The 19,930-nt window shown below is 46.1% G+C and carries 16 protein-coding genes; 11 read left to right on the forward strand and 5 right to left on the reverse strand.

Going from position 1 to position 19,930, the window contains the following annotated elements:
• Positions 1–572 precede the first annotated feature (572 nt).
• Positions 573–1,757 carry a Pycsar system effector family protein gene (locus F0364_RS22000; protein ID WP_153799978.1) on the forward strand — a complete coding sequence of 395 codons (1,185 nt, stop codon included), beginning with the start codon at positions 573–575 and terminating at the stop codon, positions 1,755–1,757.
• Between the two features lies 1 nt (position 1,758).
• Here F0364_RS22000 and F0364_RS22005 read toward each other — a convergent pair whose 3' ends face one another.
• Together F0364_RS22005 and F0364_RS22010 are read right to left on the reverse strand one after the other, a co-directional pair.
• Complete coding sequence (locus F0364_RS22005; RefSeq protein WP_153799979.1) at positions 1,759–4,080, reverse strand: hypothetical protein; 2,322 nt, start codon at positions 4,078–4,080, stop codon at positions 1,759–1,761.
• 9 nt (positions 4,081–4,089) lie between these two features.
• On the reverse strand, positions 4,090–6,636 hold the full coding sequence (locus F0364_RS22010) for a BamA/TamA family outer membrane protein (RefSeq protein WP_153799980.1): 2,547 nt from the start codon (positions 6,634–6,636) through the stop codon (positions 4,090–4,092).
• A gap of 585 nt (positions 6,637–7,221) precedes the next feature.
• Here F0364_RS22010 and F0364_RS22015 point away from each other — a divergent pair.
• The 10 genes from F0364_RS22015 (at position 7,222) to F0364_RS22060 (ending at position 17,878) form a co-directional block, all read left to right on the forward strand.
• On the forward strand, positions 7,222–7,848 hold the full coding sequence (locus tag F0364_RS22015) for a phosphatase PAP2 family protein (protein ID WP_153799981.1): 627 nt from the start codon (positions 7,222–7,224) through the stop codon (positions 7,846–7,848).
• 236 nt (positions 7,849–8,084) lie between these two features.
• Positions 8,085–9,047: a catalase gene (locus F0364_RS22020; RefSeq protein WP_153799982.1), complete on the forward strand. Its 963-nt coding sequence runs from the start codon at positions 8,085–8,087 to the stop codon at positions 9,045–9,047.
• A 175-nt stretch (positions 9,048–9,222) separates the two neighbouring features.
• Positions 9,223–9,741: a hypothetical protein gene (locus F0364_RS22025; protein WP_153799983.1), complete on the forward strand. Its 519-nt coding sequence runs from the start codon at positions 9,223–9,225 to the stop codon at positions 9,739–9,741.
• Positions 9,742–9,750: 9 nt separating this feature from the next.
• Positions 9,751–11,088 (forward strand): Dyp-type peroxidase, encoded by a 1,338-nt coding sequence (locus F0364_RS22030; RefSeq protein WP_153799984.1) that lies wholly within the window; start codon positions 9,751–9,753, stop codon positions 11,086–11,088.
• A 9-nt stretch (positions 11,089–11,097) separates the two neighbouring features.
• Positions 11,098–11,535 carry a hypothetical protein gene (locus tag F0364_RS22035; RefSeq protein WP_153799985.1) on the forward strand — a complete coding sequence of 146 codons (438 nt, stop codon included), beginning with the start codon at positions 11,098–11,100 and terminating at the stop codon, positions 11,533–11,535.
• Complete coding sequence (locus F0364_RS22040; RefSeq protein WP_153799986.1) at positions 11,532–12,824, forward strand: NAD(P)/FAD-dependent oxidoreductase; 1,293 nt, start codon at positions 11,532–11,534, stop codon at positions 12,822–12,824. The genes F0364_RS22035 and F0364_RS22040 overlap by 4 nt, the downstream gene beginning before the upstream one ends.
• Positions 12,825–12,828: 4 nt before the next feature.
• Positions 12,829–13,605, forward strand: coding sequence for an SDR family oxidoreductase (locus tag F0364_RS22045; RefSeq protein ID WP_153799987.1), 777 nt, complete (start codon positions 12,829–12,831; stop codon positions 13,603–13,605).
• A complete protein-coding gene (locus F0364_RS22050) occupies positions 13,602–14,930 on the forward strand; it encodes a TolC family protein (protein ID WP_153799988.1) in 1,329 nt (442 codons plus the stop codon). The genes F0364_RS22045 and F0364_RS22050 overlap by 4 nt, the downstream gene beginning before the upstream one ends.
• Positions 14,931–14,942: 12 nt before the next feature.
• Positions 14,943–16,010 (forward strand): HlyD family secretion protein, encoded by a 1,068-nt coding sequence (locus F0364_RS22055; protein WP_153799989.1) that lies wholly within the window; start codon positions 14,943–14,945, stop codon positions 16,008–16,010.
• A gap of 350 nt (positions 16,011–16,360) precedes the next feature.
• The gene (locus F0364_RS22060; protein WP_153799990.1) at positions 16,361–17,878 is read left to right on the forward strand and encodes an MFS transporter; all 1,518 of its coding nucleotides are present in this window, start codon (positions 16,361–16,363) and stop codon (positions 17,876–17,878) included.
• On the opposite strand, the gene F0364_RS22065 is transcribed toward F0364_RS22060, so the two are convergent.
• The 3 genes from F0364_RS22065 to F0364_RS22075 form a co-directional block, all read right to left on the reverse strand.
• The gene (locus F0364_RS22065; RefSeq protein ID WP_207632827.1) at positions 17,842–18,126 is read right to left on the reverse strand and encodes a helix-turn-helix domain-containing protein; all 285 of its coding nucleotides are present in this window, start codon (positions 18,124–18,126) and stop codon (positions 17,842–17,844) included. The two genes, F0364_RS22060 and F0364_RS22065, sit on opposite strands and share 37 nt — an antisense overlap.
• Positions 18,127–18,218: 92 nt before the next feature.
• Positions 18,219–18,980 carry an ROK family protein gene (locus F0364_RS22070; RefSeq protein ID WP_153799992.1) on the reverse strand — a complete coding sequence of 254 codons (762 nt, stop codon included), beginning with the start codon at positions 18,978–18,980 and terminating at the stop codon, positions 18,219–18,221.
• An 85-nt stretch (positions 18,981–19,065) separates the two neighbouring features.
• Entirely contained in the window at positions 19,066–19,896 is an 831-nt protein-coding gene (locus tag F0364_RS22075; protein ID WP_153799993.1) for an alpha/beta hydrolase, read from the reverse strand.
• Positions 19,897–19,930: the final 34 nt, after the last annotated feature.

Consider the following 19,930-nt stretch of genomic DNA (forward strand, 5'->3'; position numbering starts at 1 on the left):
TTCTTAAAAAACAATCTGCTTGTAAAAGAAAAAACAGTAAAAAAGAAAGCATTTGAATGACGGCTGTGGGATGGCTGAAAACACCAAAAGGAAACGGAATAAAGGATGGCTGCTGTGGGGTGGGATGATGTGTTTATGCCGTAAGCTTTTGGTTAGCGGGCAGCGGGCGTAACTTCGCTTGCTTTTGAACTGTTTGTTCTACAAGTGTGGATTCAGAGAGACGCTACCAGCCTCACCAATTCCTTCTGTCCATTTTTAATAGGAGAAGCATAATATAACGCCTTTTCTGGAACCGGGCTTATCTGTAACATGGCTTTTATTTCAAAGGCCGTTTCTGTATGTTTTAGTAACTCATCACCACATAGCATTGTATCCAGGTCAAACGCCTGTTATTTTGGCTTACCGAAAGTCCTACTGTCCCTTCATCTCTAATATTTCCACTAACCCTGTACAACTTATATAAATAAACAGTTCTAACCACTCTTATTTATACAATCTTTAAATTGATTTTTACATTGCCGGAATATCTGACAACATTCAATTTTGTATTTGTAAATGCCGCATTAGTACAAATGAGCTATCAAAAATATTTCAGGAAGATTGAAAGATATGTAGAGGAATATTTCACCGCCCACTCTCATACGGAGTTAGTCTACCATGATTTTAACCATACCTCCTATGTAGCCCGCGCTGCTGAAAAAATATTGTTAAGCCGTAATATGCCGGAAGAAGAATATTTTATCGTGATGGCGGCTGCATGGTTTCATGATACCGGTTACCTTCATGAAAGGAAAGGGCATGAAAAAATCAGTTCGTCAATTGCGCAAGCCTACCTAGAGGCTGAGGGCTTCAGAGAGCCCCTTGTAAGTAAAATCAGTGAGCTTATTATGGTGACAGCGAGGAGTGGCCCTCCCGAAAATGAATTGGAAGAAATACTGCTTGATGCGGACAGCTTCCATTTGGGTAAGAAATCGTTCATGGAGAAAACAGAATTGCTGCGCAGGGAAGTTTGCCTTACAAAAAATATGCTGGTTGAAAAAGAAGAATGGTATAGAGACACCGTTCAGTTTATGTTGTCTCATCAGTTCTACACTGTCTACGCAAAACTGAACCTGGAAGACAAAAAGCAGGAGAACATTACTCAATTGAAACTTCTTGCAGGCCTTAAACAACCGGATCAATTGGAAAAAGGCAAGTCTTATGCAAGAGACCCGGCCCGTGCCGAGAGAAGCATTGAGACTGCCGTAAAAATAGCTTCTCAAAGCAATCAGCGTTTAAGCAGCCTGGCAGATAACAAGGCGCACATCCTGATAACCGTTAACTCAATTATCCTTTCCGCCATTATTACCCTGGTGCTTAGAAAACTTGGGGAGAACCCATATCTTGCCCTGCCAACTTTTCTGCTGCTGGCGGTCAGCCTGGTGACCATCGTACTTGCAATCATTACCACAAGACCAACTGTTTCCAAAGGAAGGTTCAGCAAAGAAGATGTAGAGAAGCAAAAAACAAACCTGCTGTTCTTTGGCAATTACTATAACATGCAGCCGGAAGAATATATCAAGGGCATGCTAACCATGTTTGATGAGAAAAGTCATATTTACCACGCGATTATTCTGGACATCTATCACCAGGGCGCTGCCATAGGGCGCAAATACCGCTACCTGAGGCTGGCATACAACATCTTTATGTGGGGGCTTGTTGGCGCTGTTGTGGCATTTGTTATAGCGGCACTTGTACAAAATGTTTCTGCGGGATAAATCAGGGGTTGGCAACCGTGATGCGGATGGCTTTTAGCCCCGTTACCCCCTGCATATCTTCCAGGTTCAGATATTCAATGTCAGGTACTATCTTTTCTTCCTGCTGCAGGTAACGGATGTGCACCAGAAAGTCTTCCAGGTCTTTTTGAGTAAAATATACGATGGCAATTTTTCCCGGTAAAGTAAGCCGCTCTCCTGTACCTTTCAAAACCGCCTTGTCTATTCGTTTTTTAAGGATATGGTACCTGATGTTATATGCCCCCTCAACATCAAACCTTTTTTCGTCTTTGCGGAAACTGATATCAATTTGATAAGCATGTACAAAGATTAACTGTGTTGTCTCAATGTCAACCTCAAGGCTGTCTTTTAACAACCTTACAGCCGTTACAATATCAACCATATTCATCAGTTGCCGCAGGCGCAGGTTTTGAATGAATAACGGGTAGAAAGCCCTACCCGGAGCGATAGACGAGCCGATATACACATCATATTCAACTCCATCGGTTCTGAACTTTTCAAAAAAACATGGAAAGTCTGCCGAAGTGCCCCCTTTAAGCAGGTCCACATATCTGTTGATACAGCCGATAACGGTGTTCATTGAGCGTTCAAGTTTCCGCTGGTGGCCGGTAAAGCGTTCGCAGGTTGCGTCGCGGAGGTCATTAAGGAATTTTTCGATAATGGCGCATTGCTCAGGGTATGCCGAAGCAAAACTTTGCAAAAACATGGGAATGGCATTTTCAAGAAAATAAGCCAGTTCCCCGGTCTGCAGTACATCGCTGTTATTTTCAAGAATGCTTATCCATTGTTCACACAGAAACTTTTTTTCGTTGAGCAAGACTAATGGCACTGACTGGTGCAACCTGCGAAGCAGCCCTGTCAGCGCATTTAGCTGTACAAGGTAATCATCACGCAAAGCGTTGTTCCTGTTAACGGTGGAATTTCTTACGTCTATCGCACCATAGAGCGGATATACCCGCTCAAAATAAATGTCTTCTACCTCTTGTTTCCCGCCTGCTTTAATATAATTGAGCGCCGCTTCATAAAAGCGCCATTGCACAGCCGGCTGAAGGGAGGTATATTGTTCTTTGATGACGTGCTCAACACGTTCCTGGAATCGGCTGACAGCCGTTTTAAAGAGTATGCCTAATAAGGGGAGGCAAGGCTCAAGCTTTAGCAATATGGTTTTTGCTAACGCATCCGGAGCGGCAGTGAAGACTTCCAGGGCGCCAACAAATACACCTGAATGATTTACCGGTACTAGCATATAGGATTGGATTCCTTTGTCCTCAAGGTTTTTAAGATAGGGGTACTTCCATGATTTCTCCGCAATGCTTTTCAACCATATTATTCTTGGTTCATGCCGAAAAACCTGTTCCAGGAAATTATAAAGTTCCTGCTGCTGCTCCTGGTTGACCCATGCGGATGGCAACCTGACTTCTGCTTGGGCGGGATCTTCGAACATGAACCGCTCATTCAAACGCAGCATTGGATAAAATCCATAGTGCATGCTGTCTTCCGAGGTTGCCATTTCAAGCAAGTCGAGCATTGTCTTCCAGGTATCTGACTTATCATGGCCGTCACTCGCCAGGGCCTCATTGATAATTAATCTTATTAACTGCCCCACGGTAATGTCCTTTGCTGTACAAACAAAAAAACCTTCAAAGCAAAACAAGTGCAAAGGCAAGTGTTGCCGCAGGTAGGCAAGCAGGCTTTGCTGGTCAGGCGACTGGCCGTCCGCCTCCTCAAGCACCCTTGCGCATTCCTGCAAATTGAAGGTTGTAGTTACTTCAACAAACCTGCTGTCGCTTTCAATAGCCCAATAATGCCACCGCCCTGGTTCAGTTTCAACCTGCAGTGAAAAATCTAAATGAAACGGGGCATCCGGTCCGGCAAATTCTTCCCAAACCTTTCGGTAAAAAATAATTTCCCATTTCGCTTTATATGAACATAGTGCATGGTTGATGGCCTTCTCCAAAGGGTGCCTTGCATGTGACCCGCCTTTTTCAACGCAATAGCTTTTAAAATTCCCGGTATCGGCATCAGAAAAAGAAGCCAGGTAGCACCTGGCAACAACATGTTTGTTCTCATCCGCCAGACAAAAAACTTCCTCTGCCAGGTCAAAAACGCGGTCCTTGTTTTCTAATGATAAGCGGTGCAATAGCTCATAAAAGCTTTTAAGCACCCCTTCTTTACTGTTCATGCGGCTTTGCAGGAATTTCTCAAAAGCCTGCGATGAAAAATGAAGAGCGGGCCAACATTTTTCGATGGCGTCCCATCCGTCTTGGGAGCCGGCTGATGCAATGATGGTATTTTGATGCTCCATAGCCCAAGTTTAGAACCGTACCCCGGCACTTAAATAAGGGTACCATCCTTCATCAGAGTGCCCGGCAATTAATCTCAGTGTAACGAGGCCTGCCGGAATATAATAAAATCCGCCTCCCTGTCCCATATGCCATTTTGAGGAAGATGGCCCTACCTCATCCCATACGCGGCCAATGTCAAAAAGAGCAATAACACCCAACTCTCCCGGAAAGATATAACTGCTAACCTGGGCAAGTCTGCACCTTAGCTCCGTATTGTTGTACAGGACATGCTCGCCTGCGAACCGGTATTGCCGGTAACCAAGTAAGTTGCCCTGTCCCCCCAGGAAGGCGGATTGATAGAATGCTGTTTTTCCAAAAGAAACAGCAGCGCCAACCCTGTTGCTGGCTACAATTGTTCCATTGCTGTTAAATGACTGATGCACAGTAAATTCAGCTTTCGCCTGGCCATAGTTTTCTGCATACTTCCCCAAGCCCTTATTTAAAACTAAGCCTACAGATGTATATGTGCCGGAAGATGGAAGCAACACATTATTGCGTGTATCATATCCCGCTTTGAATGCCAGCCCGGCATGCACTTTGCTTCCCGCAATCGTCAGGCTGTCATAAGACCCCACTTTCGCTGCTTCGGAAATAAGCTTTCCATTATTATTTTCGGCCCCATCATGATAATATTGCAGGGAAGGGGCAACTGATAGCAGCCACTTCCTGTTTTTCCACCTTATACCGGAAGAGAACTGGTAGTAACTGAAGCGGGTTCTGTAATAATAGAGCCCTGAATCCCTGTAATACATGGTCTCGTTGCCCCTGCCAAAATAATTAAGCGTATTATTAGGCGCATCTATCCTTGCATCAACAAAAAGATCCCCATGTCCAACGGCATGTATCCATTCTGCATGGTAATTTAACTTGAACGCACTGGTGGAAAAAGAATGGGTAAGCAATAGTTGGTGGAGGGAGGAGTAAGGGAACTTCATAAAACCATGTTGTCGTGAGTAACGGAAGCCGGCCCCCAGTAAAAAGCCGTCATCAGCATTTGCGCCAATGGTCAGGAGCGGATACGTAAGGTTATACAGATTTACCGGCACAAAGCCAGTATCTGGTCTTGGGCGCAGGCCAGGCAAAGGCCCCTTGGAATCGCTATGGTATAAGTTGATCCTTTGCTTTGGGCCATACAGCAAAACGCCACGGGCGGGGCCGCTCATCAGGATATTTTTTGAGCCTTTGTCATTGATTATCCTGATTTTTTTTACCCCGTTTTCTCTTTTCAATACGATATTGTCTTCACCAGACCCGGCATATATGCGTAATTCTTTTGTCAGGGAAGCATCATAATATTTGTCCATTAAAACAATACTGTCTTCCAAACTGGATACAGTAACTCGCGTTCCCCTTGCCGAATCGCCAATAATGATTTTTTCTCTTCCATTTGATAAACGGATGTCTTCAATTTTACTAATCAGGTTGTAATATGCATCCATGGCGGCTGGCAGTTCTGTTCTCCGCCGAACCAACCGTTTAAAAAATTCATCGTGCCGTAACTGATAGACCTCTGGTGGAAGGCTCAATATGCTTTTTTCTATTACTGAATCGCTTACCGTCATCACAAAATCAAGAACAAGGCTGTCCCATATTGCTTTTGACAGGTGCATTGCGGGATAGGCGTTGAGAAATCCTGATTTAAATAAGTAATGGGCTGGCTTTTTTATCTCCCCGCTAAAGCCGGGAACCCTCGGCATAGTATAAATGCCTTTGATTAATCCTGGCAACAGGCCTTGGGTAACGCTGATGACCTGGTCCCGGTCGCGGGGGATGGGAACAAAGATGGAACGGTTGCCTTGTTGTGTTTGATGCCACCTCCACTGGTCTTCATGGCGGTCCCAATCCGCAAAAAAAAGGTCCAACATGCGGGCTTTTAAAAATACCGGCCCATCAATGGTGTACATGTTGCTATGAACAAGCTTTTCAATAACATGGCTGCTGTTTTCAGAATCCCGGTAAGGCGACCTTTCCTCGAGCAAAACCACAGTATGCTCAAAAATTCCTGCGTATTTGCCCAATGCGGTATCGGCTCCAACATAAACAATATACGGATGGCTGTGGGGGATCTTTAATGCTTCAGCAACTGGTGGAACAAGCTGGGCCGCAAATGGGTGCTGCTCGCTGGTGGCATCATCCACCAGGTCTTGTGCAAAAGTTTCCCGGAGATTTTGAGGTATTATAAGATCCGGCACTTTTTCAATGCTGCGCATCACCCATTCAAATCCGCTGCTGTCAACAAGCCGCAAAGATTTGGATTGCATGCCCCCGCCCAGTTGAACCGGCCTTAGCCCTCCATGAAATTTGGAAAGTTGCAAGACCGGCAACCGGATGTTCATTGACCATTCCCGCCGGTAATTTTCACCAAGCAGCAGCCTGTGAAAAGCCCCCGCCTTGCCATACGCAGGGTGTACAGCAACAGATATGCTATCCTGCGCCCCTGCACCGGGCGCCACAGGCAGCATGAAAAAAATAATGGCGGCAATAGATAATGTTGTGAATGGTTGCTTAATAAACATGAGGATGCATTTCCACCATCAAAACTATCAATAGCGGCTTTGGCCGGCAATGGAAGTATGAAGGATTAAATAGTATATATCCATGCTAAAACTTTTCATAACGCCCCATCGCAAAAATGTGCACCTGCCCGGTTAATTCAGCACGTGCAATATCCCGTCTTTAACTTTTTAACCGGCAGCAACACCTTGTAGCAGCTTCGTTGCGTCGCATTACGTTCATCTGCAACAATTCTATTTGGCTTTTATTGAAGCGAAGATTTGAAATGTATCCTCTCCTTGATTTCAGGTATGACCCTTAAGGCTCCCCGGAGAGATAAGTTCGTACAACCGGCTGGCTGCCGGATTGAAGCGGAAAGCCCGCAACCACGAGGAACGAGTGGTGAGTACTTGCAGCGAAAAGCCGGAACTGAGCTACATTGAAATAATGCAGATGAAAGCCCCAAAAATTCTTCCTGGCTAATTTTCCGCGGGCAGATGCGCATTTTGCAGTTAACCAAAATAATCTTATTGAGACATGTATTGCCTTTGTATTGCCATTGGATATAAAAACTGCCAGTTACAGTTTTGTATAAAAAGGTACAATTTATGAGCCCGCTCCTGTTTATCCGCCGAGGCATTCTTTTTCTCTGTTTTGCAGCAACTTGCCACTTTAACGCGGCAGCGCAAAACCCGGATATTGATTTGCTCAACCATATCAATCCAAAAACCCCTTCAAGCGGTTTTTGGCAAGTTGTTTCGCCGTCTGTTTATATGGCGTCCTATTCACTGCCTGCAGGTATGTACATCTGCGGAGTTCTGGCTAAAGACAAAGATTTGAAGAGGAATGCATGGCAACTTACAGGCACAATACTTATATCCGGCGCCGTAACGCATACCCTTAAAACATTGATAAGAAGAAAAAGGCCTTATGAATCATATCCCGGCATCATCCATCCATACAAGCCAAATTATGATCATCGGTCCATGCCTTCCGGGCATACCTCGCTGGCATTCGCCACTGCAACCGGTATTGCGCTGGAGTATAGAAAATGGTATATAGCTGCCCCGGCATTAGCGTATGCTGCAGCAGTTGGTTATTCACGGATGTACTTGGGCGTACATTATCCTTCCGATGTGTTGGCAGGCGCTGCGGTTGGTGTGGGAAGTGCGTGGTTGAGCCATTACCTGGCGGCAAAACTATTTCAAAGAAAAAGAGGCCGCTCATTGAAATGAAGCCGCCTCAAAGTTCACCCAAACCAACTGTAATAACGTAAAGCTATATGCCAACACCTGCAGCCGCCATTGATAAATCAACGCTTGTGATGTATAAATGACCGCAGATACATTAATGGCTAGTTAATGCCTGGGTTTAATAACTGGTTTATACATTTTTTTTGTTGCTTTTGCCATTGCCTGCCCCCTTTAAAAGAAGGAGGTTTGTGCTGGTCATCTAACAAAATATCATACACATGTCACAACAAAGCCAATACATCCATTCCGGCGAAATTGTAGAAAAGATAGGAAAGATACTTGGCTACTTTCCGGGGTATCGGTCGCTGCATGCAGACGGCAGGTTTTACCGCGGGGTATTCAAGGCCAATGAAGCTGCCAGGCAATATACCAGGGCGGTGCACATGCAGGGTGATGAGATACCGGTAACAGTGCGTTTCTCCAAAGGGGGAGGCGATCCGTATGCGCATTTCAGTTCAACTGTTGGCATGGCCACCCGTTTTTACCTGCCGGATGGCTGTGTTACCAACTTGGTAATGCTTAGCCAAAAATTATTCATTGCAAAAACAGTTGAACAGTTTATGGAGTTACTGGAAGCCGGGCTGCCCAAAGAACCGGGAGGCCCGGTTAACAGGGAAGGCCTGCTGCAGTTTTTTGCAGCCAACCCCAATAGCGGCGCGGTTTTTAAGATGCGTTCTGAAAGCCTGGCGCCTGTAAGCTTTGCCCACACAGAGTTTAATGCGGTGCATGCGTTTTATTACATCAGCGCGGATGGAAAAGCAACTGCTGTGCGATGCCACTGGAAGCCCTGCCTGGGCGTTAAAGGCCAATCTCCGGAAATACTGGCGGCGCAGGCAGAAGATATACTTTATACTGAACTTGCAGAACGGCTGGCGCACAGTCCTGTGCAGTTTGATCTTGAACTTGAACTTGCCGAAACCGGAGATCCGCTCAATGATGCTACTGCGCTGTGGCCTGCGGATCGTAAACGGGTAATTATTGGCAGGCTTACCCTTTTTGCATCTGCGTCTGAAGAGGAGATTGGGGATAAAGTAATGAACCATGATCCCAGTATGCTTACCGATGGCATAGAACCTACTGACGACCCGATTCTTCAGATAAGGCGCGGTGTTTACGAAGTTTCTGCCGCACACCGGTCTGGCGGCTGGCGCAAATGTCCTTTCTCTTCGGGTAACTCTTAAAAGCTATTTAAAACGTTTATTTGGGTACCCGCAGTGGTTTTTTATGGTCCCGAAACTTCTGGATTGCGCCGCAATCACTTCATCGTTCAGTTATAATGGCTGCTGAAGGTTTATGCAAAATCTTCAAAACTAAATTAAGCAGCTGCTAACGCTTAAACATTTAAATCATCAAACAATGGAAGCAACTAAAATCTTGGAAAATGAGTTCACAAAATTCAGTCAGCATGTAACTACCCAACCAGACGGGCCAGGTTTAAGAATTGGAAAAAGAGGCGAGCTAACCATGATAGGGCAATTTGCGCCGGGAGGCGCGGAACTTTTTCGTAAACGCCTTCCACAATTTCAGGCAGAAGCAGGTTACTATGAAGGCAAAGTGGGTTCTATCCAAGACTTCAGGATCACGCTATTCGACAATGATACCCGTTACATTCTATCGCTGGTGTATGATGGTGATTTTAAACCTTACCTGCAGGATATAGCAACATATGCAGGCGAATGGCTGGACGGACTTGCCGATGGTGTACTGGAAGACTACCCCGGAATACACTCGCCGGCATTTCCTGAATGGGTGCTGGAAAGGTTTATCCAGGCCGAGTTCTTCTTTGTTGGCGCTCCCAACTCTTCTGTAAAAGATATCCTTAGGATGGAAAAACTTAGCAAGGCCCTGAATGATTTACTGGATGCAGCCAACTAACTAAAATACATGCAATTAGAACTACACGATATACAGGGGACTGTTTTGAGGAACAGGCCGATGCCTTATTTCGGTTCTTATGTGCTCTTTAGCATAGAAGATGCAGAGGCTGCAAGAACGCTTATAGCAAGGCTGGCGCCACAGGTAACTACAGCGGCGGATTGGGAATCGCCCAGGGAAAATGCCTGGATCAATATAGTATTTACATGGGAAGGGTTAAGGCGTATTGGAATTCCTGAAGAGATACTGGCAGGCTTTCCTGTTGAGTTTAAAATGGGGATGGCCGCCAGGAATAAGATACTGGGTGATACCGGTAGCAGTGACCCAGCGTATTGGGACATGCCGCACGGACATAATGGATTTCATGTTGGGTTGTTGGTGATGGCAGGAAATGAACAGTTAAAAGAAGAAAAGTTAAGGATTGGTCATGAAGCAATTGAGGAACTGCGCGGTATCACCCTTCTTGCACGGCTTGATGTAGGCGTTCCGCCTAATCTCCGGGAACATTTTGGTTACACCGATGGACTTAGCAGGCCATTTATTGAAGGGCAGGGTGGCGAACCGCTGCCGGGCCAGGGCGAACCGGTCAAGGCCGGCGAATTCATCCTGGGATATGAAAACGAACTGGGCAGAATAGCTACAGGCCCCGGGCCTGAAACCTTTTGGAAAAACGGTACCTACATATCCATCCGTAAAATAAAACAGGATGTAATGAGCTTCCGGAAATTTCTTGCAGCACAATCTGATAATGCCGATGGCCGGGAACGGGTAGCGGCAAAGATGATGGGCCGCTGGCGCAGCGGCTGCCCGCTGGCATTGTCGCCGGAAAAAGACAATCCCTCGCTGGTGGCCGACCCGTTGCGCAACAATGATTTTTCCTACTATGACAATGACGTTAGCGGTAAAATTACACCGCTCGGTTGTCATATCAGGAGGGTGAATCCAAGAGATGGGTTAAAAGACGGCATTGTAGATGCGCGGTTACACCGGCTGCTGCGGCGTGGTGCAGCTTATGGGCCTATGCTGCCGGAAAGTGCCGCTGAAGATGATGGTTTTGAAAGAGGGATTGTCATTGCTTTTATAAATGCAAACCCCGGCAGGCAATTCGAGTTCGTGCAATCTCAGTGGGTGAATGACGGGGACTTTATTTCTGAGGGGTCTCGTACTGACCCAATTGTGGGCCGCAGGGATATTGCAGATGATTTTGCCTACCCCGATAAACCTGTACGCAAGAGGATCAAGGGCTTGCCCGACTTCACGGCAACCCGCGGCGGAGAACACACTTTCCTACCCGGCATTAATGCCCTGAAATGGATAGTATCACAAGGTTGGCTTCAACACAAATAATCAACAAAAATGACCTCAACTGACGCTGTAAAAGACACGCTCACCAATTACCTGCTTTCAGGCCTTCTGGCAGGCCTGGCAGCGGTAATGGCTAACTTTCTTTTGTTCTACCTGCTGGGTACACCGGGTGTTGCTGATGTGGGCTACCTGATTTTTAATCCCTTTACAATATTTTACTTATCCTGCATCCCACCGTTGCTTGGGGCATTGATCTGCTATACGCTTCGCCGGGTTAAAGCAGGAAGGGCCATATATGTTGTTGCCGGCTGCGCCATATTCATAGCCGCCTGTGTAAAAGCTACCGGAAGCCATTACAGCACTGATAAAAACAGTGAGGCTGCCTATCGCCTGGTGTTGCTGGCAATGATTGCTGTTACCGGCATATTCACGGTGCTTATTACCCCGCTTTTTATTTATAAACATAAACTTACCAAAAAGATTATATGAGTAAACATATTATAGTGGTAGGTGGGGGCTTTGCGGGGCTTAACCTTGTCTCGGAGCTGTTAAAAGAACATCGGTTTCACATTACGCTGGTTGATAAAAACAACTACTCTTTTTTTCCGCCGCTGTTGTACCAGTTGGCAACCGGTTTTTTAGAAACATCCAATATCAGCTATCCGTACAGGAAGCATTTCCGCAACCAAAGTAATGTACGCTTCCACATGGGAGAGCTTGTTCGCGTACTGCCTGATTTGCACGAAGTGGTGTTATCAACCGGGGTGCTGCATTATGATTATCTGGTAATTGCTACCGGCGGCACCACCAATTTTTTTGGGATGGAGCGTGTAAGCAGTAATGCGTTGCCATTAAAAACGGTAAACGATGCGCTGGAATTACGCAACCATATTTTAAGCTGTGTGGAACTTGCCGCGGTTACCAGTGACCGGGCAGAACGCGAAAAGCTGTTGACCATAGTTATAGCCGGCGCCGGCCCTACCGGTGTTGAAGTAGCCGGCATGCTGTCTGAAATGCGTGCCCATGTATTTCCAAAAGATTTTGCAGAAATAGAAAGGCAACCCGGTAAAGCTTTTATCTATCTCGCCGATGGTTCGGATGCTGTATTAAAGCCGATGAGTCTAAAATCGCAGGCAGATACCTTTCATGCACTGGAAAAATTAGGTGTGGCGCTTAAGCTTGGCGTGCAGGTGAAGGATTATGACGGCGGCACCATCTTATTCAATAACGGGGAAACCATAGAGGCCGCGACACTGGTATGGGCCGCAGGTATTACGGGAAAAACGATTGAAGGAATACCTGAAGCAAGCTATGGAAGGTCAAAGCGCTTAATGGTCGATCCTTACAACAGCGTTGAAGGACTGGAAGATGTGTTTGCCATTGGCGATGCCTCCATCCAGCTACATGAACCAGCATTTCCCAAGGGCCATCCCCAGCTTGCCCAGGTAGCTATACAACAGGGGAAAAACCTTGCGATTAACCTGGCTGCATTGCAGAAGGGTAAACCGCTTAAGCCTTTTGCTTACCGCGATAAAGGCAGTATGGCAATCATCGGGAGAAACAAGGCCGTGACAGACCTTCCATCCGGGAGGCATTTCAAAGGCTGGTTTGCATGGTATATGTGGCTCTTTGTCCACCTGGCCTCTTTACTCACCAGGCGCAACAGGCTTACTACGCTTTTCAACTGGGCTGTGGCATTTTTTACCAGCGACCAGGCCTTGCGCATGATCATCCGTCCTTCAACGCTTGCAAAAAAATATTCACCAATAAAGGAGTAATCGCATGAAACCACAAGGCAAAGTAATTGTTGTTACGGGCGGCGCCAGCGGCATAGGGCTGGCCATGGCAAAAAGGTTTATTTCTGATGGCGCCACTGTCATCATTTCAGATATCAATGAGAAAGCGCTCCTTGAAAAGGCAGCGGAAACAGGCGCCACGCCGATAATTGCCAATGTTGCCAAAGAAGAGGATGTGAAAGCCCTCGTTGACAAGGCTACCGCGCAATTCGGAAGAATTGACGTATTCGTTTCCAACGCCGGAGTAGCCAGGTTTGGTGAAGTGGATGCGTCAGAAAAGGAATGGGAATTTTCCTGGCATGTTAACGTCATGTCACAGGTATATGCAGCTAAATACGTATTACCCCAAATGTTAGAAAGGGGTGAGGGGTACCTGGTAAACACAGCCTCTGCCGCCGGGCTGCTGATGGAGTTTCATTCGGTGCTCTACAGCACTACAAAGCATGCGGCCATCGGCCTTGCGGAGTGGCTTGCCGCCACCTATAAAGAAAGGGGGATAAGGGTAACTGTGGTTTGCCCCGGCCCCGTGCGTACACCAATGGCGGCTGGTGTGGCTGCCATGCAGGAAGATGCGTTGGAAGCGGAAGAATTGGTGGATATGGTGGTAAAGGCAATGGATGAAGAGCGGTTTATGGTTTCCTCTCATGAGAAAATATGGAAACTATACCAGGTAAAGGGCCAGGATTATGAAAAGTATATAGACCTGATGGTTGCGCGGCGGGCTTATAAATTAGGGCTTGATGAAAAACCGCAAACGGCATGACCATGAAAAGGGTTACAGGCATAGTTATGTTGTTGGGATGCCTCATTTGGCGCCAGCAGGTTTGGGGGCAGGACACCAGCCATGTAAGGGCTGTTACCCTGGAACAGTTGTTTGAATTAGTGGAAAACGGCAGTGAACGCATCCGGTTGGCAAAAACAAGCCTTTCACTCTCCCGGCAAAAAGAAGAAGTGGCCGCCTTATACCGGTTGCCGCAGCTTTCATCCAGCTTAACTTATGGCTACATCAGTAACGCGGATATCTGGACACCTTCTTTTTCTGAGCATCAGAAAGGGCATATCCCTCATCAGTTTACACAACTTTCCGTACTGGCAGCGCAACTGATTTTTAAAGGTGGTGAAGTGAATGGTGAATTAATGAAGGCCGACCTTGAAACCCAGGTGGCTGCACTTTCGCTGGAGAAAAATATTCAGGACATACGTTTCCTTGCGGCTGGCTATTACCTTGACTTATTGCGGGCCGCTAACCAGTTAAAAGTTTTTGCCAGCAATATTGAACTGGCAAAAGCAAGGCTTACCAATATACTGGTATTGCAGAAACAGGGGATGGTAACAGAAAATGATGTACTCCGTAACCGTCTTATAGTATCGGATCTTGAATTGAGTGAGCGGAAGATTGTTAATAACATGGCTATTTTAAACAGTCAGCTTTGTTTAATTACCGGTCTTGCAGACAGCGTGCAGTTCCTGCCCGATTCAACGCTTTTGGAAACACCGGCAGGGGATCTCTTGCTTGCAAAGAGCCTGGAAACTGCTTTGCAGCAAAACCATGAGCTTAAAATAGCCGGTGCGGAAAAACAAATAGCCGCAACAAATATCAATATCATCAAATCGGGAAAGTTACCTGAAGTGGCTGTGTTCGCCGGAAGCAATTTTCAACGGCCTTTCCTTAATACAATACCCTCGGTGGATATTTTTTACAACGTATGGCAGGCAGGCATCAGTGTAAAATACAATATCTCGTCACTCTACCAAACAGGCAGGAAAATAAAAGCGGGGTATATTGCATTGCGCCTCTCGGAAGAAAAACAAACACTGGAAAAACAACAGGTAGGCCTGGATGTAACAACAGCGCATACCAAATTCAGGGAGGCCCGCGATGAACTGGGAACATTTCAGCACGACCTGTTTTCCGCACAGGAAAATTACCGCATCACTGAAAAAAAGTATTTCAACCAGCTCTCCCTGCTGACAGATTTGATAGATGCAGGCAACACCAAAATTGAAGCCGAACTAAGGGTGGTGGGGGCCCGCATCAATGTAGTGTACGCTTACCTGCGCATACTAAAAGCAATAGGAACGCTTTAAAAAACAACGGATATGAATGAGCCGAAACACGGCGGTAAGACCCGCAAAAAAGCGATGTTTGTTATGAATGCTTTATTGATTATTTCACTTATAACAGCCATCGTATGGGGCATCCGCATTTATCTTGGCCTGGACCGGGACCTTTATACCAATGATGCACAGGTAGAACAATACATTAACCCGGTAAATGCAAGGATACCGGGCTACATCCGTGAAGTGCGCTTTGAGGAACACCAGCAGGTAAAGAAAGGCGATACGCTAGTAATAATTGAAGATGGGGAATATAAAGTGCAGGTTGAACAGGCGGAAGCGGCATGGCTATCTGCTTTAGCCGCAAGGAAGGTAACAACCTCAGCGGTGAGCACGGTATCAAGCAACCTTACTGTTTCGGATGCAAACATCAACGCGTCAAAGGCAAGGTTATGGAATGCCGAACAAAATTTTCGCCGTTACGAAAACCTGTTGAAAGAAGGCGCTGCCACGCAGCAGCAGTTTGACCAGGTTAAGACAGAATTAGAATCTTTACAGGCACAAACTGCGGCGTTAACTGAGCAACGCAAAACGGTGGGGCTTTCTGCCAGTGAAACATCCCGCAGGGTGGAAGTAAATGACGCCGAAATTAAACGGGCCCATGCGGCCATGCAACTGTCAGCACTAAGCCTTTCCTATACTGTTATTACCGCACCCTACGATGGCGTTACCGGAAGGCGCAACATCCAGGAAGGCCAATTGGTGCAACCTGGGCAAAATCTTTTGTTTCTGGTGAGAAATAATTTGAAATGGATAGTAGCCAACTACCGCGAAACACAGGTAACTGCCCTGCATATAGGGCAATTGATGAACCTTAAAATAGATGGGTTAAACGGCAAGGAACTCAAGGGCAGGATCATTGCCATATCGGAAGCAACCGGTTCGAAATATTCCGCGGTGCCCGTTGACAATTCCACCGGCAACTTCGTAAAAGTGCAACAGCGTGTGCCTGTTAAGATAGAAATCTTAAAAGAAGAAAACCGTCTGGAAGACATAGCTAAACTGCTTGCAGGTATGAATGTAGAGGTAACGGCAGCGGGCAACAAATAAAGCATCCTGCCGTGGCGAAGCAACTGCAAAACAAGTCTGCCCGGGTCTGAAAAGCCGCCATGAAATACCGTACGATAAACGTAATGCGACGCAACGGGCGATGCCAAAGGCGCCCCTCGCTGGTATCATAAAAATGAAAAATAGGAGCGGGAGAACCAATGCAGTTTGGTTAAGTTATAGGCCCAAAAAGATTGAAAAAGAAACAATGGGCCGTTTATTTTTTTTGAAGCCGGCAACAACGCCTTGTAGCGGCATCGTTACGTCGTCGTGAAACTTCGGGGTTCATCTGCGTGTCATTGTGGCATCTTTTACCGAAGCGAATATTTGACATACACCCATAAAACCAGGATATGATGGAACTTAAAGATTTATTTTATAAGTGGGTGCCAGTGTATATTAAGCTCCCGGTATTGTTTATCCTCCTTTTTACCATACTGGTATCCAACGGTATTTTTCTCGGCAACAGTACGGAAGCTTTTAGCAGCCTTGGCGTTTATACAGAACCTTTTACTGAAGCATATAATGCCATGTATATTGGCATGGGCCTTGGCCTTATGATAGAGATGCGCCTGAAGCTGCGTTTTACCAATAAAACATTGCTTTTATGGGGGCTTGGTGTAACGCTGGCCATGAATACGATATGCGCCACCACAGCCAGCCCATTGCTGATGGTTGCGGCATGTTTTATAATAGGTGTTATTAAAATGTCTGCAATGGTGGAGGTGTACGTGATTTGGATGTTTGTATGGAGTAAGAAAGGGGATACATCCCGGCTTTATCCGTTTATTTATTTTACCGCTCTTGCAGGCCTTTATTTTGTTACCTGGGCAACCACCAGGCTTGCATATTACTTTAACTGGCGTTACGCTTATATTGTTATCTGTTCGCTGCTGGTGCTATGCATTATCCTTAGCCTGGTTTTTGTAGAGAACCACCGGCTAAAAAAGGCATTGCCTTTGTACCGCGTTGATTGGCCGGGCCTGGCGTTGCTGGCTGCCGCTCTTTTGGCACTGAACCATTTTGTTGTGTGGGGAAAAGTGGAAGACTGGCTGCATGCAGGCCGGATGAAGCTGACCCTGTGTTTTGCACTTGCGTCCTTTTTTCTTTTCCTGCTGCGGGAGGTACATGCAAGGCGGCCATTGGTAGATTTGCATTTATTTAGAAAGCAAACCTTTTTGGTGGGATTGTTTTATTTTTTTGTGATGGGCATCTTTTTCCCTTCCACGCTGCAGTCTGCCTTTTCAGCAAGCATCCTGCAATATGAAGCACATCGCAATACATCGCTTAACCTGTACCTTATTCCCGGCGTATTGGTGGGTGCGGTTTGTTGTTTTACATGGTATTACCGCGGCTATGATCAACGCATACTGATATTTGCAGGTTTTGCTGGTTTTGTACTTTATCATGTTATTATGTACTACAGTTTCGGCCTTCAGTTTACCCAGGAAGATTTTATTGTGCCATCGCTTATTAAAGGCTTTGCCACGGCGTTGATTTATATTGCTGTTGGGCTTTATACTACGAAAGGATTTGATCTTAAAAATGTTATTGTTGCGGCCGGCATAATGATCATTGTCCGGTCTTTTCTCAGCAGCGCCGTATTTACCGCACTTTATGGCGATATGCTTTACAAAGAACGGCTGCGCCATTTTAACCTGCTGGCATCGCAGGTTGATGCGGGCTCTGATATTGTTCGCCAACAGGGTGGAGCGATGAATGTGTTTGCCAACCTGCAGGGCCAGGCGCTGCTGTCGGCTTCCAAAGCAATCACCGGCGGTGTTATCATCATCGGGCTTGCATTTCTTTTAATTTTGATTGTTATTTATATCTATCAGAAGTTAAGGGGCTCGTTTGCGGTGCCATCATAATCGAACAATTCTTTTGGGTGTACGTTTAAAGCCCTGGCGAGCATGATAATAGAATGAAGTGTAGGGTTAGAGTTAGCCCTTACTATACGGTACCATTGCCTTTCGCTGAAGCCTGTTAGCCTGAAAAATCTTTGCTGGCTGCCGAATTGTTGCACACAAACCGATAATACCCTTTGTTGAAATGTTCCAGGCAAAACACTCATTTGCGTCGCCTGCATTTTTGTTCTTTCAGAAATAATATTTTCCATATCAAAAGATTTTGCAATGCCGGTAGTCATAAAAAAGCCTTGCCGTAAAAAGCAAGGCGGCGATTGGTGCTGGCAATCTTCTGCATAAAAGCTTAAGCTATTTGATGTATTGTTTCTTCTATCGGATTGCCCTTCTGGAATACCTGGATACTCCAAAGTTTTATGCCCCCCATCAGAAAATCCGGTTGCCGGATTTTTGATATGTTTATGGCTTCCACATCTTTCAAATATTCCAGGTTAGGGCCTGTAAGGTATAGCTGGTCATAACGGAAAACATTTGAGAGAATACTTATTGTATCGGCCACGCGTTTGCTCCATTTAGGAATGCCGATTTTTTCCAGCGCCTTGGAACCGATCCAGCTTTTGTAATCGCCCGATCGTTTAAGTGGATGAAGAGACAGGTTGAAATGAGGCAGGAGCAACCCTTCAGCAAAAAAACTTACCCCAATAAATTTTCCAAGAAGAAGCACCGCTTCAAATCCCTTTCCTTCAATCATTGATAGGGCCAGGAGATCTGTTATATTGCAAACCCTCACCGGGCATGAAAGCTTTGTTGAAAGGGCAGCTTCAAGCGGAAACTGCTTCCAGTGTTTTGACGGGTATAGTTCGGGTTCAAGTATTGTCCCATTGCAGATAAATCCTGGGAAACCAATTGATACAGCTTCAAAGCTGCCAATTGCAGAAGCCAGGCCCGCCATTTTTTGAATGAAGGTTTGCGGCAGAAGCTTTTTGTCTAGCGTTTCTTCTTCAAATGACTGTAAAGGGCTGCCATCCGCGCCAACAATAGATGCGCTTAGTTGTCTGCCCCTAACCTGTACACACAAAATATTCCCGGTCTGGTTAGCTGAATTCATAGGATAAAATTATTGTGGCACCCAGGTGTTAACCATTGTCAGAATCATGTTTTAATTGTACAAAGCAGTTTTCTGTACTGTTTACCTAATCTCCCTGTAAAACCTTTGTCTCTTTCAGCCATTGTATAACCCTGTCAAAAAAAGCCGCCGCATCCGGCTCATTATGCAATTCATGATAACCTCCGGGCCATTCAATAAAAGATAGCGCAGTCTTGTTAGCGCCGGCAGCAAATTCCCGTGAGCCATTTATGTTGGTAAAGTGGTCGCAAGTGCCGTGGATAAGGAGGGTCTTGTGCTTTAACCGATGGGCATTTGCAATGCACCAGCGGCCATTGCAGATCATTTCATAAGCCAGCCGGATGCTCACCATGCCATGGGTGGCAGGGTCGTTGCGAAATGCATTTACAGCTTCGGTGTTCCTTGTTATTTTCTCAAGCTGGAAACCCTGGCTAATTCTTAGGTTAGGAACGATAAAATTGGCCATGCACAGTAATTTTTCCTTCAGCCGGGGCATTTGGGCCACTACCAGCCCCGGCGAAGTTAGAATAGCGGCGGCTATGTCGGTTTTTTTACGTAAAAGCAACCCGGCTGCCAATCCGCCGCCCATACTGTGACCATAAAGGATTGCGGGACATTTATATTCTTTAATAGAAGTGTTGATAAAGGCGGAAAGATATTCCAGGCTAAACACAAGCCCCTTGGATGCGCCCCGCTGTCCATCGCTGTATCCATGCCCGTAAAGGTCTATTGAGGTTACTGCAATGTTTTGCCTGTTAAAAAAAGCGGCCACATGCTTGTACCTACCCGCATATTCCCCAATGCCATGTACCAGTATTACCACATAGTCGTATTGTTGAGGCCTCCAATGGTAACCGGCAAAACTTGTTTCTTTAAATTTCCATACAAACCGTTCCATCGCTTATTACTTTTTTTCATGGGAAAGAGGCACT

This window comes from Foetidibacter luteolus, assembly GCF_009650435.1.
Lineage (GTDB): Bacteria > Bacteroidota > Bacteroidia > Chitinophagales > Chitinophagaceae > Foetidibacter > Foetidibacter luteolus.

Coding starts and splice junctions, on each gene's coding strand:
- F0364_RS22015 (WP_153799981.1), top strand. CDS start 7,222: ATGAGCCCGCTCCTGTTTATCCGCCGAGGCATTCTTTTTCTCTGTTTT.
- F0364_RS22020 (WP_153799982.1), top strand. CDS start 8,085: ATGTCACAACAAAGCCAATACATCCATTCCGGCGAAATTGTAGAAAAG.
- F0364_RS22070 (WP_153799992.1), bottom strand. CDS start 18,980: ATGAATTCAGCTAACCAGACCGGGAATATTTTGTGTGTACAGGTTAGG.
- F0364_RS22010 (WP_153799980.1), bottom strand. CDS start 6,636: ATGTTTATTAAGCAACCATTCACAACATTATCTATTGCCGCCATTATT.
- F0364_RS22055 (WP_153799989.1), top strand. CDS start 14,943: ATGAATGAGCCGAAACACGGCGGTAAGACCCGCAAAAAAGCGATGTTT.
- F0364_RS22050 (WP_153799988.1), top strand. CDS start 13,602: ATGACCATGAAAAGGGTTACAGGCATAGTTATGTTGTTGGGATGCCTC.
- F0364_RS22065 (WP_207632827.1), bottom strand. CDS start 18,126: ATGGAAAATATTATTTCTGAAAGAACAAAAATGCAGGCGACGCAAATG.
- F0364_RS22025 (WP_153799983.1), top strand. CDS start 9,223: ATGGAAGCAACTAAAATCTTGGAAAATGAGTTCACAAAATTCAGTCAG.
- F0364_RS22005 (WP_153799979.1), bottom strand. CDS start 4,080: ATGGAGCATCAAAATACCATCATTGCATCAGCCGGCTCCCAAGACGGA.
- F0364_RS22045 (WP_153799987.1), top strand. CDS start 12,829: ATGAAACCACAAGGCAAAGTAATTGTTGTTACGGGCGGCGCCAGCGGC.
- F0364_RS22040 (WP_153799986.1), top strand. CDS start 11,532: ATGAGTAAACATATTATAGTGGTAGGTGGGGGCTTTGCGGGGCTTAAC.
- F0364_RS22030 (WP_153799984.1), top strand. CDS start 9,751: ATGCAATTAGAACTACACGATATACAGGGGACTGTTTTGAGGAACAGG.
- F0364_RS22000 (WP_153799978.1), top strand. CDS start 573: ATGAGCTATCAAAAATATTTCAGGAAGATTGAAAGATATGTAGAGGAA.
- F0364_RS22075 (WP_153799993.1), bottom strand. CDS start 19,896: ATGGAACGGTTTGTATGGAAATTTAAAGAAACAAGTTTTGCCGGTTAC.
- F0364_RS22060 (WP_153799990.1), top strand. CDS start 16,361: ATGATGGAACTTAAAGATTTATTTTATAAGTGGGTGCCAGTGTATATT.
- F0364_RS22035 (WP_153799985.1), top strand. CDS start 11,098: ATGACCTCAACTGACGCTGTAAAAGACACGCTCACCAATTACCTGCTT.